The organism is Microbacterium pollutisoli (genome assembly GCF_053586795.1).
The window spans coordinates 591198-604142 of the sequence record NZ_JBNYWT010000002.1 but is presented as its reverse complement, the minus strand read 5'-3'; the positions used below and the strand labels follow the sequence as shown (position 1 = coordinate 604142).

Annotated in this window: 13 protein-coding genes; 8 read left to right on the top strand and 5 right to left on the bottom strand. The window is 67.3% G+C overall.

The window, feature by feature from the left end; genetic code table 11:
- Nucleotides 1–35: 35 nt before the first annotated feature.
- The 5 genes from gyrB to dnaA form a co-directional block, all read right to left on the bottom strand.
- Complete coding sequence (gyrB, locus tag ACQ143_RS07705) at nucleotides 36–2078, bottom strand: DNA topoisomerase (ATP-hydrolyzing) subunit B (protein WP_449570097.1); 2043 nt, start codon at nucleotides 2076–2078, stop codon at nucleotides 36–38.
- 123 nt (nucleotides 2079–2201) lie between these two features.
- The gene (locus ACQ143_RS07700) at nucleotides 2202–2699 is read right to left on the bottom strand and encodes a DUF721 domain-containing protein (protein WP_449570096.1); all 498 of its coding nucleotides are present in this window, start codon (nucleotides 2697–2699) and stop codon (nucleotides 2202–2204) included.
- Complete coding sequence (gene recF, locus ACQ143_RS07695; protein WP_449570095.1) at nucleotides 2692–3885, bottom strand: DNA replication/repair protein RecF; 1194 nt, start codon at nucleotides 3883–3885, stop codon at nucleotides 2692–2694. The genes ACQ143_RS07700 and recF overlap by 8 nt, the downstream gene beginning before the upstream one ends.
- Nucleotides 3886–3958: 73 nt before the next feature.
- Nucleotides 3959–5104: a DNA polymerase III subunit beta gene (gene dnaN / locus ACQ143_RS07690; protein ID WP_449570094.1), complete on the bottom strand. Its 1146-nt coding sequence runs from the start codon at nucleotides 5102–5104 to the stop codon at nucleotides 3959–3961.
- Nucleotides 5105–5538: 434 nt separating this feature from the next.
- A complete protein-coding gene (gene dnaA, locus ACQ143_RS07685; protein WP_449570093.1) occupies nucleotides 5539–6954 on the bottom strand; it encodes a chromosomal replication initiator protein DnaA in 1416 nt (471 codons plus the stop codon).
- A 275-nt stretch (nucleotides 6955–7229) separates the two neighbouring features.
- On the opposite strand from dnaA, the gene rpmH reads away from it, so the two are divergent.
- From rpmH to ACQ143_RS07645, 8 genes are all read left to right on the top strand, one after another.
- Entirely contained in the window at nucleotides 7230–7367 is a 138-nt protein-coding gene (gene rpmH / locus ACQ143_RS07680) for a 50S ribosomal protein L34 (RefSeq protein ID WP_022879826.1), read from the top strand.
- Nucleotides 7368–7376: 9 nt separating this feature from the next.
- The gene (rnpA, locus tag ACQ143_RS07675) at nucleotides 7377–7715 is read left to right on the top strand and encodes a ribonuclease P protein component (RefSeq protein ID WP_449570092.1); all 339 of its coding nucleotides are present in this window, start codon (nucleotides 7377–7379) and stop codon (nucleotides 7713–7715) included.
- Nucleotides 7712–8068, top strand: a complete 357-nt coding sequence (yidD, locus tag ACQ143_RS07670; protein ID WP_449570091.1) for a membrane protein insertion efficiency factor YidD — start codon at nucleotides 7712–7714, stop codon at nucleotides 8066–8068. Before rnpA ends, yidD begins: the two co-directional genes overlap by 4 nt.
- An 81-nt stretch (nucleotides 8069–8149) precedes the next feature.
- Nucleotides 8150–9211 (top strand): membrane protein insertase YidC, encoded by a 1062-nt coding sequence (gene yidC / locus ACQ143_RS07665; RefSeq protein ID WP_449570150.1) that lies wholly within the window; start codon nucleotides 8150–8152, stop codon nucleotides 9209–9211.
- A gap of 36 nt (nucleotides 9212–9247) precedes the next feature.
- Nucleotides 9248–9754 (top strand): Jag family protein, encoded by a 507-nt coding sequence (locus ACQ143_RS07660; protein WP_449570090.1) that lies wholly within the window; start codon nucleotides 9248–9250, stop codon nucleotides 9752–9754.
- A gap of 19 nt (nucleotides 9755–9773) precedes the next feature.
- Complete coding sequence (rsmG, locus tag ACQ143_RS07655; protein WP_449570089.1) at nucleotides 9774–10403, top strand: 16S rRNA (guanine(527)-N(7))-methyltransferase RsmG; 630 nt, start codon at nucleotides 9774–9776, stop codon at nucleotides 10401–10403.
- Between the two features lie 651 nt (nucleotides 10404–11054).
- Nucleotides 11055–11945, top strand: a complete 891-nt coding sequence (locus ACQ143_RS07650; protein WP_449570088.1) for a ParA family protein — start codon at nucleotides 11055–11057, stop codon at nucleotides 11943–11945.
- Nucleotides 11945–12913 (top strand): ParB/RepB/Spo0J family partition protein, encoded by a 969-nt coding sequence (locus tag ACQ143_RS07645; RefSeq protein ID WP_449570087.1) that lies wholly within the window; start codon nucleotides 11945–11947, stop codon nucleotides 12911–12913. The genes ACQ143_RS07650 and ACQ143_RS07645 overlap by 1 nt, the downstream gene beginning before the upstream one ends.
- The last annotated feature ends 32 nt before the right edge of the window (nucleotides 12914–12945 follow it).

Here is a 12945-nt window from a genome sequence, read left to right as displayed (position 1 = left end):
TCGGGATCGAGTGCCGGAGCCGGAGGCGGCGGCGATCAGATGTCGAGGAAGCGCACGTCTTTGGCGTTGCGCTGGATGAACCCGCGGCGGGCCTCGACGTCCTCGCCCATCAGCACGGTGAAGATCTCATCGGCCGCGGCGGCGTCGTCGATGGTGACCTGGCGCAGCGTGCGGGTCGCCGGATCCATCGTGGTCTCCCACAGCTCCTTCGCGTTCATCTCGCCCAGACCCTTGTAGCGCTGCACGCCGTTGTCCTTCGGGATGCGCTTGCCGGCGGCGATGCCGTCGGCCAGCAGGGCGTCGCGCTCGCGGTCGCTGTAGACGTACTCGTGCGCGGCGTTGCTCCACTTGAGGCGGTACAGCGGCGGCTGCGCCAGGTACACGTAGCCGGCTTCGATGAGCCCGCGCATGTAGCGGAACAGCAGCGTGAGCAGCAGCGTCGTGATGTGCTGACCGTCGACGTCGGCATCGGCCATGAGCACGATCTTGTGGTACCGGGCCTTCTCGACGTCGAAGTCTTCTCCGATGCCGGTGCCGAAGGCCTGGATCATCGCCTGGATCTCGGCGTTGCCCAGCGCCCGGTCCAGGCGCGCCTTCTCGACGTTGAGGATCTTGCCGCGCAGCGACAGGATCGCCTGGCGCTCGGGGTCGCGGCCGGACACGGCCGAACCGCCGGCCGAGTCACCCTCGACGAGGAAGATCTCGCTGATCGAGGGATCCTTGCTCGTGCAGTCCTTCAGCTTCTCGGGCATGGATGCCGATTCGAAGACGCTCTTGCGCCGCGCGGTCTCGCGGGCCTTCCGCGCCGCCATCCGCGCCGTGGCCGCATCGATCGCCTTGGTGATGACGCGCTTGGCCTGGCCCGGGTTGCGGTCGAGCCAGTCGGTGAGCTGATCGCCGACGATCTTCTGCACGAACGCCTTGGCCTCGGTGTTGCCGAGCTTGGTCTTGGTCTGACCCTCGAACTGCGGCTCGGACAGCTTCACCGAGATGACCGCGGTGAGCCCTTCGCGGATGTCGTCGCCGGTGAGGTTGTCGTCCTTCTCCTTGAGCAGGCCCTTGTCACGCGCATAGCTGTTCACGCGCGTGGTCAGCGCCGCGCGGAAGCCCTCTTCGTGGGTGCCGCCCTCGTGCGTGTTGATCGTGTTCGCGAACGTGAACACGTTCTCGGTGTAGCTGGTGGTCCACTGCATCGCCAGCTCGAGCGAGATGTGCCGCACAGTGTCTTCGGATTCGATCTCGATGATCTCTTCGTTGACGACCTCGGCCTTGCGCACCTTGTTCAGGTATTCGACGTAGTCGACCAGTCCGCGCTCGTACAGGAAGTCGTCGTACGGCTGCTTCGTCTCACTGGTGCCGTCGGGGTTGTCGACGACGTACGCGGAGTCGGGGCGCTCGTCGGCCAGCGTGATGCGCAGCCCCTTGTTGAGGAACGCCGTCTGCTGGAAGCGGGTGCGCAGCGTGTCGTAGTCGAACTGCACCGTCTCGAAGATGTCGGGATCGGGCCAGAACGTCACGACCGTGCCGGTCTCGTCGCTGGCCTCGCCCTTCTGGAGAGAAGCCTCCGGCTTGCCGCCGTTCGAGAAGATCTGCCGCCACACGTGGCCCTGGCGGCGGATCTCCACCTCGAACCGCGTCGACAGGGCGTTGACGACCGAGGAGCCGACACCGTGCAGACCGCCCGACACGGCGTAACCGCCGCCGCCGAACTTGCCGCCGGCGTGCAGGACGGTGAGCACGACCTCCACGGTCGACTTGGTCGGATCGGAGGCGTGCGGGTCGACGGGGATGCCGCGGCCGTTGTCGATGACACGCAGTCCGCCGTCTTCGAGGATCGTCACGGAGATCGTGTCGCAGTATCCGGCGAGGGCCTCGTCCACCGCGTTGTCGACGATCTCGTAGACGAGGTGGTGCAGACCGCGCTCGCCCGTCGATCCGATGTACATGCCGGGGCGCTTGCGGACGGCTTCGAGGCCTTCGAGCACCTGGATGGCGTCGGCCCCGTACTCGGTGGGAACCTTCGCGGAGGTGTGCGGCTCGAGTTCCTCAGGAACGCTGTCGGGGGTTTCAGACGTCATAGGTTTCGAGCGCTCCACATCGGTGTTCTGGAATCACTCCATTCTATCGTGATTGCGACAGGTTTCGCGCGCTGAACGGCCCTGTGGCGCACGAAAACCGATCCGGATGCCGTGGGACGTGGCTCAACCGTAGGTATCGCGAGGACCGCGCCCTGGAACGGCTCTGGGGCCCCATTTCCACGAGGGGACGTCCGGCCCTACGAAACGGATGCTGTGCACGCCGGCCTCGGGGAAGCGGCGGATGATCTCGGTGACGATGGCGCCCCGCATCAGGTGGAGGTTCTTCGCCCACGCCGTCGAATCGCACTGCACGGTGAGCACGCCGTCGCCCAGCGCGACCGGATGGGCGTGCCGCGCGGTCTCGTCGCCGGCCACATCGCGCCACTGCAGCACGAGGTCTTCACGCGCCAATTGCGAATCCCACCCCGACTGACGGGTCAGCTGTGCCAGGACATCACCCACACCCTGCGGATCGCGCCCCTTGGTAAACGGCTGGTTCTCATCGTCGTCCGTGCGGCGCCGGCGCCGCCGCCGGGTGGCCGCCGAGGGTTCCAGCCCGCGCAGCCGCAGGTAGGTCGCGATGGTCTCGGGCACGTCGTCGTGTGCGGCCGGGTCAGTCATCCCCGTCCTCCTCCTCGACCTGGATCGTGCCGGCGTGCACCCGGACGGTGCGCGCCCGCAGGCCGTCGGGCACATCGGCATCCACCGCCGCGGTCACGATGACCTGCTCGAAGTCGGCGACGAGGCCGCCCAGCCGACGTCGGCGATCGGCGTCGAGTTCGGCGAAGACGTCGTCGAGGATCAGCACCGGGTCACCGAGCTGGGACTGTTCGCGCAGCAGGCGCGCGGATGCCAGGCGGAGCGCGAGCGCGACCGACCACGATTCGCCGTGCGAGGCGTATCCCTTGACCGGCAGCCCGCGCACCCGCAGCACCAGGTCGTCCCGGTGGGGTCCGACCAGCGTGACACCGCGCTCCAGTTCGGCGGTGCGCTTGGTCGCCAGCGCCTGACGGAACCGCTCGGCCACCTCGTCGGCACCCGGGACCGGACCGTGCTCGACGACGGTCGGGGTGGCGTCTCCGGCATCCTCGTCGTCTTCGGGGTCGGCGCCGCCCACGGTCAGCGACCACTCCAGCTCGGGGCGGTGGTCGGCACCGGCGATCGCGGTGTAGGCCTCGGCGACCGGGACCGCGAGGTCGGCGGCCAGTGCCAGGCGTGCGCGGATGATGTCGGTGCCGAACTGGACGAGCTTGTCGTCCCACACGTCGAGCGTGGACAGGCCCTCACCGCGGATGCCGCGGGCGCGCGCGGATTTGAGCAGTGCCGTGCGCTGCTTGAGGACGCGGTCGTAGTCGCCGAGCACGCCCGCCATGCGCGGCGCGCGCTGGATCAGGAGCTGATCGGCGAAACGGCGCCGCGAGGTCGGATCGCCGCGCACGATCTGGAGGTCTTCGGGGGCGAACAGCACGACCTGCGCGTACCGGGGGAGCTCGGCGGTGCGCACGGGCGACCCGTTGACGCGCGCCTTGTTCGAGCCGGTGCGGTTCAGCTGCGCCTCGAGCTGCACCCGCCGGTCGCCGTGCGCGAGGCGTGCGCGGACGAATGCGGCATCCGCACCGTGCCGCACCATGGGGGCGTCCTGCGACACCCGGTGGGAGCCGAGCGTGGCGAAATAGGCGATGGCTTCGGCGAGGTTCGTCTTGCCCTGACCGTTGCGGCCGACGAAGACGTTCGCGCCGGGGTGGAGCGTCAGGTCGACGGCCGCATAATTGCGGAAGTCCACCAGGTTCAGCTGCTCCACGATCACCAGATCACCCTAATCCGCCCCGGCGACCCGGCCCCGCCCGGTGCCATCCCACGCCCGGGCGCCGGAGCGCCGGTCAGCGCAGCAGCAGGTTGGGCTGAAGCAGGTACTTGAAGCTCTCCGGGGTGCCCGAGGTCTGCGCCGTGATGAGCACGGGACTCAGCTTGTTCGCGTTCTCACTCGAGGTGAACGTGACGCGGGCGAACTCGCTGCGCACCGCGCCGAGCGCCTCGAGCAGGTACTGGGGGTTGAGACCCAGCGTGACCTCCTCGCCGGTGAGCGTCGCATCGACGGACTCCGTCGCGCGTGCCTGCTCGGTGCCGGAGGCGTCCATCGACACGCCATCGGCCGTGAACGTGAAGCGCAGCGGCGCCGAGCGGTCGAGCACGAGCGAGACACGGCGCACGGCTTCGGCCAGCTCGTTGGTGTTGACGACGGCGTAGTGGTCGGTCTGCTCGGGGAACAGCCGGCGCACCGGCGGGAAGTTGCCCTTGATCAGCAGCGAGGTCACGGTCTTGTTGCCGGCGGTGAACGCGATGATCTCGCGGTCGCCCGACCCCGAGAAGGTCACCTGGATGTCGCCGGAGTGCGCGAAGGTCTTGCCGACCTCGGTGAGCGTGCGGGCGGGCACCAGCGCGGTGGTCGCCTCGTCATCGCCGGCCACCCCGCCGCCGTCGAACGGGATGTCGCGCAGCGCGACGCGGTAGCGGTCGGTCGCGACCAGGCTCAGCTGCGTGCCGGCGACCTCGAGCTGCACACCGGTGAGCACCGGGGTGACGTCGTCACGCGAGGCGGCGAAGGCGACCTGCGCGATCGCGGTGGCGAAGTCCTCGGCGGGAACGAGCCCGGCCTCGCCCGACACCTCGGGGATCGCCGGGTACTCCTGCACCGGCATGGATGCCAGGGTGAACCGCGCCGATCCGCACGTGAGGAGGATGCCGCCCTCGTCGCCGAGCTCGACCTGGATGGGAGCGTTGGGCAGGCGGCTGGCGATCTCGGAGAGCAGTCGGCCGTGCACGAGGATCGTGCCGGGCTCGTCGACGGTCGCCTCGATGATCGTCCGGGCGGACGCCTCGTAGTCGAACGCCGAGAGCGACAGGCCGTCTTCGGATGCTTCGATGAGCACACCGGCCAGGATCGGCTGGGGGTTGCGCTGCGGAAGAAGCTTCACGACGAACGACACGGCCTCGCTGAACACGTCGCGATTCACGTGGAACTTCACTGGTGCTCCCTTGTCGGTGTGGCGGGCCTTCCCATGCTAGTGCCCGAACCCGTCGTGTTCGGAAGTCTTCGCCGCCCGGGCCCGGCCGTCCACAGGGTGATCGAATCGACTTTTCATGATGGAAATATCTGTCATGGTGTTAACCCCTGTGGAAAGTGTGGATAACTCCGCCGATGCCGCTCGGCGAGCGGAAACCACATGCGTGTAAGTTGTGGGCGGGCTGCGGATGGCTGTTCTTCCGCGTCGTCATGCGGATCGTGGTACACGTCCGGTCATCCACAGGACTCCGGCATCCACTCACAGGAATCCGCATCCGACGAAAAGTTATCCACAGGCTGTCCACACTGTGCAGAACGGAATGATGCGGATCCGCGCGACGTGTGTCAAGCGCGGATCGAGGAATATATGGGCGCCGATCGGGCGTCCCACGGACGTCAGCGGCCGACGCGGCCGAGCTGCGTGGTGATCTCGGAGACCTGGTTGTAGATCGAGCGGCGCTCCTTCATGAGCTCGCTGATCTTCTTGTACGCGTACATGACCGTGGTGTGATCACGGTTGCCGAACAGCTGCCCGATCTTCGGCAGCGACAGGTTCGTGCGCTCGCGGCACAGGTACATCGCGATCTGTCGCGCAGTGGCCACCGCCTGCGACCGGCTCGAACCGTACAGATCGTCGACCGAGAGCCGGAAGTACTGTGCCGTGGCGGTGATGATGTCGGTGGGCGAGATGATGTTCGCGTCGTCGGTGTCGACGATGTCGCGCAGCACGGTCTGGGCCAGGGAGATGTCGAGCGTCGAGCGGTTGAGGCTCGCGAAGGCGGAGACGCGGATGAGGGCGCCCTCGAGCTCGCGGATGTTGGACGAGACCTTCGTGGCGATGTACTCGAGCACGTCGTCGGGCACAAGCAGCCGCTCGGACTGCGCCTTCTTGCGCAGGATCGCGATGCGCGTCTCGAGGTCGGGCGCCTGCACGTCGGTGATGAGGCCCCACTCGAAGCGGCTGCGCATGCGGTCTTCGAAGCCGGTGAGGTGGCGGGGCGGCACGTCGCTGGTGATCACGACCTGCTTGTCGTGATCGTGCAGCGTGTTGAAGGTGTGGAAGAACGCCTCCTGCGTCTCGGCGCGACCCTGCAGGAACTGGATGTCGTCGATGAGCAGGATGTCGACGTCGCGATAACGCGCCTGGAAGGCGGCGCCGCGGTTGTTGGCGATCGAGTTGATGAAGTCGTTGGTGAACTCTTCGCTGGAGACGTACCGCACCCGGATGCCGGCGTACAGACTCAGCGCGTAGTCGCCGATGGCGTGCAGCAGGTGGGTCTTGCCCAGACCCGAGTCGCCGTAGATGAACAGCGGGTTGTACGCCTTGGCCGGCGCTTCGGCCACTGCCACCGCGGCCGCGTGCGCGAACCGGTTCGACTGGCCGATGACGAAGTTGTCGAAGGTGTACTTCGGGTTCAGCCGGGTGTCGCTGCGCGAAGCCATCGGCGTCGGCTCGACGTACTCCTCCGTGGGACGGGGGGTGGATGCCGGAACGGCGACCGACTGGATCGGTACCGGAGCGGTCAGGTGCGCATCCGCCAGTTCGGGGTTGACGACGACCCGGAAACTGGATGCCGCCGGCTCGGCGTCGACGTGGGCGAGCGCCTCCATGATGGGCGTGCGCAGCCGCTTGTTCATCTGCGCGGCCGTCAGCTCGTTCGGGACGTCGAGATATAGCGTCCCGCTCATGACGCCCTGGGCCACCGCGAGATTGAGGAAGCCCTGCAGCTGCGGCGTGACGCGGTCGTCGTCGGCGAGGACATCCAGCACGGCGGTCCAGACAGGGACGTCCGGAATCTCGTGCTGTGACATGGCCCCCCCGGCTCGGTTCGCGGTGTGCGGATGAACCTCGATACTAATTCACACCTGTGGATAACTCGTCCGCACCACTGTAGGCCGCCGCCGCGTGTCGAGACCAGGCGATCACGGGATCGGTGGATAATGGCATGTTTGTGGGACCGCGGTTTGGGATCTTCGCGGAGTCGACGTATCCTTAGTCGGTTGACTTATGCCTTCGGGCAGTCCCCTTGTACCCAGTGTCCCCGGTCTAGAGCGTTCGGGTGACCGCCGATCCGGAGTGATCTCTCATGAGCAAGCGCACTTTCCAGCCCAACAACCGCCGCCGCGCCAAGAAGCACGGCTTCCGCGCCCGCATGCGTACGCGTGCCGGTCGCGCGATCCTCTCGGCTCGCCGCGCCAAGGGGCGCACCGAGCTGTCGGCCTGACCGGCCGCAGTGCTGGCGCGCGGGAACCGCATCACCCGCGGGGCGGACTATCGGGCCGTCGTCCGTGGGGGTGCCCGGTGTGCCGGTGCACATACGGTGACCTACGTCGTCACCACGACCGAACCGCGTCCCGCGCGGTTCGGTTTCATCGTCAGCAAGCAGATCGGCGGTGCAGTCGTGCGCAACACGGTGCGTCGTCGGCTGAAGGCGATCTGCGTGCAGTCGCTGCCTGACGTCCGCGACGGCGTCGACGTGGTCATCCGCGCGCTGCCCGGAGCCGGCGATGCCGAGTTCGACGACCTGCGCACCCAGGTCGTGCGGTGTCTGAACCGCCGGGCGGCCGCATGAGTGCCACCACCCTGCCGACGGCGTCCACCGGCGCGGGTCGATTCTCGGCATCCACGGCGCTGCCGGCGGTGCCGCTGATCCCCCGCAACCTCGTCATCGGGGCGCTGCACGCCTACCGCACGGTGATCTCGCCGCTGTACGGCGATGTCTGCAAGTACTACCCGAGCTGTTCGGCCTACGCGGTGGGTGCGGTGCAACAGCACGGCGTCGTCAAGGGCGCAGCGCTGACCGCCGCTCGACTGGCGCGCTGTCACCCGTGGGCCGCGGGCGGCATCGACGACGTGCCCGCCCATCGACACTTCCGTCACGAACTGACTCCGCACGGTTTCGTCGTACCCCTCAGAAAGGACTGATCCTTGCTGGATCTCTTCACCTCGACCCTGGGCCGGCTGGCCGCCACCCCCAGCCCGGTCGTCCCGACGCCGACGACGCCGATGCCCAGCAGCTCGCTCGACTTCTTCAGCGCCATCATGTGGCCGTTCAAGTGGCTCGTCGAGGCGCTGCTCGTGTTCTGGCACTGGCTGCTCACGTCGTTCGGCCTGGAACCCGACTCGGGGCTGACCTGGGTGCTGTCGATCATCGGTCTGGTGATCGTCGTGCGCGCGGCGCTCATTCCGCTGTTCGTGCGCCAGATCAAGAGCCAGCGCAAGATGATGGAAATCGCTCCTGAACTGCGAAAAGTGCAGGAGAAGTATCGCGGTAAGAAGGACCAGCTGTCGCGCGAGGCCATGAGCCGCGAGACGATGGCGCTGTACAAGAAGCACGGCACGACGCCGGTGTCGAGCTGTCTGCCGCTGCTGGTGCAGATGCCGATCCTCCTGGGCATGTTCTACACGCTCAGTGACGTGAAGAAGCACGCCGAGTGGGGCGTGGGCGGCGTGGGTCTGCTCAACAAAGACCTCACCTGGGAGTTCTACAACGCGAAGCTGTTCGGTGTCGCGCCGCTGCACACCAATATGACCGAGGCGATCGGCCTGGGGCAGACCACCACCGTGGTGATCCTCATCATCCTGGTGGTCCTCATGATCGCTTCGCAGTTCTTCACCCAGCTGCAGATCATCTCGAAGAACCTCTCCCCCGAGGCCAAGACCGGCCAGGCGTACCAGATGCAGAAGGTCATGCTGTACGTGCTGCCGCTGGCGTTCATCTTCTCCGGTGTCTTCTTCCCCCTGGGCGTGGTCCTCTACTGGTTCACCTCCAACATCTGGACGATGGTCCAGCAGTTCGTGGTCATCCGGAACCTGCCGACGCCCGGCTCGGAGGCCGCGAAGGCCCGCGAAGAGCGTCTCGCGCGCAAGGGCAAGGCCCTCGATGCCAACGGCAAGATCGTGCCCCTGGAGAAGTACCAGGCCGAGCAGCAGCGCCTGTACGAAGAGGCGCAGCGGGCCAAGGAGCAGGCACCCAAGCGCCAGCAGCCGATGAGCAAGCAGCGCGCGAAGAAGAAGCAGCCGCCGAAGAAGGGGCAGAACAAGCCCCCGCAGCCGCCCGCCCAGTGACCCTCGATTCCCGATCACGTGCAGACAGGACCAGCCATGACCGACAACATTGAGGCCTCGCCCGCCCCCCGCCAGACCGCGACCGTCGAGCAGCTCGAGCAGGAGGGCGACATCGCGGCGGACTACCTCGAGGGGCTTCTCGACATCGCCGACATTGACGGCGACCTGGCGCTCGACGTGCGTGGTGACCGCGCGTACGTGTCGGTCGAGAACGAGGACCAGGAGGCACTTGCGCTCCTGTCCGATCCCGAGACTGTGCAGGCTCTGCAGGAGCTCACGCGCATCGCGGTGCAGACGCAGACCGGTCGGTTCTCCCGCCTGATCCTGGACATCGGCGGCTCGCGCGACACGCGTCGTCGTCAGCTCGAGCAGCTGGTCGATCGCGCCATCGCGCGACTGGAAGACGGCGCATCCCAGGCGTCGCTGCCGGCGATGTCAAGCTACGAGCGCAAGCTCGTGCACGACATCGTGTCGGACCGTGGGTTCACCTCCGAGTCCTACGGCGAGGGTGCGGACCGTCACACGGTAATCACCCGCGGCTGATGTTTCACGTGAAACGGTCATGATCGAGGAAGAACCCCGCGAAGCCGTCGACCTGTTCGGCGAGCACATCGACCGCGCCCGCGCCTTCACGGCGGCCCTCGCTGAGCACGGTGAGGAACGCGGGCTGATCGGTCCGCTCGAACCGCCCCGGCTGTGGACACGCCATGTGCTCAACAGCGCGGTCGCCGCTCCCCTGTTCACGGCCGGATCCCGTGTCGGCGACGTCGGCTCGGGGGCCGGTCTGCCCGGCGTCGTGCTGGCGATCGCGCGCCCGGATGTGCAGTGGGTGCTGATCGAGCCCATGGATCGGCGCATTACCTGGCTGCGTGAGCAAGTAGACGCGCTCGGGCTGGAGAACGTCGAGATCGTCCGGGCGCGTGCCGAGGACTGGACCGAAGGCCCGGTGCTGGATGCCGTGACGGCCCGGGCCGTGAGTGCGCTGCGCACCCTGATCCCGATCACCGCGCCCTTGGTGCGCGACGGTGGCGAGTTGATCCTGCTCAAGGGCGCCAACGCCGAGAACGAGATCACCGCGGCGGCGAAGCAGATCCGCAAGTTCGGGCTGTCCGATGTGCGCGTCGAGCCCGTGGGCGTCGGCGTGGTCTCGGAGCCGACGCGGGTCGTGCGCGCGACGGTGCGCGCCTCGTGAAACCTCCTCGCGGATGTTTCACGTGAAACGTCGGTGAGATCGGCCGGTCACCTCACCGAGCAACGTTTCTACTGCGGTGCAGCGACACATTCGATGTGAACCGCTGTGTTTCACGTGAAACGGCTCTGGTCGCGGCGCTCGGTCGCGGTGTTTCATGCCCGTGGGCTGCCGCAACTCTCGTTGGATGTCTACTTGGCACTTGCACCCGCGTCGTCCGTACCTGGGCTGCGGATCATCAAGAAGCTAGCGGCCGACCGACGGGTGTTTCACGTGAAACATCCCGCGGTCGTACCTCCTCCCCATGTGCACCGGAGGACCCGGTTCTCCACCGATCCGAACCCCGGCCGGCGCCACTCCCGACGAGCGCGGCATCCTGACAAAGACGCCGCTGCGCAACTCCGCGCGTTCCGCGTGGCACTGCCGCACGCAGCGCAAACGGCGGGGACAGTGGAGAGAGGCGCATAGCCGGTCAGCGGCGGAGAGGATGAGATGTTTCACGTGAAACGGTGGATGCCAAGCCGTCAGCAGCGGAAGAACGCACCGACGGCGTCCGAGGCCACGCCGAAGCTCGACTACAGTGGGATGGGCCCCGCAGAACAGGAGTTACAGGTGCAGGAATCGGAGAACGCGACCTCTCCCGCACCCTCCTTCATGGACAGCCCGATCGCCCGGGAAATCGCTGATCTCGCCTCGCGCCGCAAGGTGCTCGAGGCCGTCGACATCCAGTTCGACGGTCGCACCCGCGTGATCACCGTGTCGAACCAGAAGGGTGGGGTGGGCAAGACCACCACCACCGTGAATGTCGCGTCGGCTCTCGCCGGCCTCGGTGCACGCGTGCTGGTCATCGACCTCGACCCGCAGGGCAACGCCTCCACCGCGCTGGGCGTGCCGCACTCGGCCGACATCCCGAGCGTTTACGACGTGCTGATCGACGAGTTCCCGCTCGCCGACATCATCCAGACCAGCCCCGAGTCCCCCAACCTTCTGTGCGCGCCCAGCACCATCCACCTGGCCGGCGCCGAGATCGAGCTCGTCTCGCAGGTCGCGCGTGAGCATCGGCTGAAGACCGCTCTCGAGGACTACCTGGCTGCCCCCGATTCCCACCTCGACTTCGTCCTCATCGACTGCCCGCCGTCCCTCGGCCTGCTCACCATCAACGCCTTCACCGCGGCGCAGGAGCTGTTGATCCCGATCCAGTGCGAGTACTACGCGCTCGAGGGGCTCAGCCAGTTGCTGGGCAGTGTGCGGATGATCCAGAAGCACCTGAACCCCGGCTTCCACCTGTCGACGATCATGCTCACGATGTACGACGGCCGCACGCGTCTCGCGCAGCAGGTCGCCGAGGAGGTGCGCTCGCACTTCACCGACGAGGTGCTCGACACCGTCATCCCGCGGTCGGTGCGTGTTTCGGAAGCCCCCAGTTTCGGCCAGACCGTCATCTCTTATGACGGTCAATCGGCCGGCGCGATCGCCTACCGCGAGGCGGCGGTCGAGATCGCGCGACGCGGACTCGTTGAGCACACGAAAGAGGGAGCTTCCTGATGGCAGCGAAGAGGACTGGACTGGGCCGCGGCATCGGCGCCCTCATCCCGACGAGTGAGCCGGGTGTGGCCACGCAGCGCCCCGTCGACGTGTTCTTCCCGGGTGCCCCCGCCCCCGCTCGCACCGATGACGCCGCTGCGGCCGAGCCCGAACTGGTCGAGGTGCCGGGCACGCGCCTCATCGAGGTCGACCCGCACGAGATCGTCCCCAACCCGCGCCAGCCCCGTCTGCACTTCGACCCGGATGACCTGGCGGAACTCGTGCACAGTGTGCGCGAGTTCGGCGTCCTGCAGCCGGTCGTGGTGCGCACCAACGACGAGGGCAAGTACGAGCTCATCATGGGTGAGCGGCGCACCCGCGCCGCGCGCGAAGCGGGACTCACCGCCATCCCGGCCATCCTCCGGGAGACGGCGGAAGAAGACCTGCTCCGCGACGCGCTCCTGGAGAACCTGCACCGTTCGCAGCTGAACCCGCTCGAAGAGGCCTCCGCCTACCAGCAGCTGCTGGAGGACTTCGGCATCACCCAGGAGGAGCTGGCCCGTCGCATCGGTCGGTCCCGTCCGCAGATCAGCAACACCATCCGGCTGCTGCGCCTTCCGGTCCCGGTGCAGCAGCGCGTCGCCGCCGGCGTCCTGAGCGCGGGGCACGCGCGCGCGATCCTCTCGGTCGAGGATGAGGACGCCATGCAGCGCCTGGCGGACAAGATCGTCAACGAGGACCTCTCGGTGCGTGCAGCGGAGGCGGCCGCGAAGAAGCCGCAGAGCACGACGAAGCGGCCGGCACCCCAGGCCGGCAGCCGGCGCGCTCACCTCGACGAGGTCGCCACGCGCCTCGGCGACCGGCTGAACACCAGCGTCAAGGTCAACCTGACGGCGAAAAAAGGCCAGATCATCATTGATTTCGCCACCATCCAGGACCTGAATCGCATCCTCGCGGAAATCGGCGAGACCGAATACGGCTCGTTCTGATCCGCCTGTCCGGATCCCGACGTAGGCTGGCT

Excerpts from the sequence above, each read along its gene's own strand:
- gyrB (WP_449570097.1), bottom strand. The coding sequence starts at position 2,078 with ATGACGTCTGAAACCCCCGACAGCGTTCCTGAGGAACTCGAGCCGCAC.
- ACQ143_RS07700 (WP_449570096.1), bottom strand. The coding sequence starts at position 2,699 with ATGACTGACCCGGCCGCACACGACGACGTGCCCGAGACCATCGCGACC.
- dnaA (WP_449570093.1), bottom strand. The coding sequence starts at position 6,954 with ATGTCACAGCACGAGATTCCGGACGTCCCTGTCTGGACCGCCGTGCTG.
- rpmH (WP_022879826.1), top strand. The coding sequence starts at position 7,230 with ATGAGCAAGCGCACTTTCCAGCCCAACAACCGCCGCCGCGCCAAGAAG.
- yidD (WP_449570091.1), top strand. The coding sequence starts at position 7,712 with ATGAGTGCCACCACCCTGCCGACGGCGTCCACCGGCGCGGGTCGATTC.
- yidC (WP_449570150.1), top strand. The coding sequence starts at position 8,150 with ATGCCCAGCAGCTCGCTCGACTTCTTCAGCGCCATCATGTGGCCGTTC.
- ACQ143_RS07660 (WP_449570090.1), top strand. The coding sequence starts at position 9,248 with ATGACCGACAACATTGAGGCCTCGCCCGCCCCCCGCCAGACCGCGACC.
- rsmG (WP_449570089.1), top strand. The coding sequence starts at position 9,774 with ATGATCGAGGAAGAACCCCGCGAAGCCGTCGACCTGTTCGGCGAGCAC.
- ACQ143_RS07650 (WP_449570088.1), top strand. The coding sequence starts at position 11,055 with ATGGACAGCCCGATCGCCCGGGAAATCGCTGATCTCGCCTCGCGCCGC.
- ACQ143_RS07645 (WP_449570087.1), top strand. The coding sequence starts at position 11,945 with ATGGCAGCGAAGAGGACTGGACTGGGCCGCGGCATCGGCGCCCTCATC.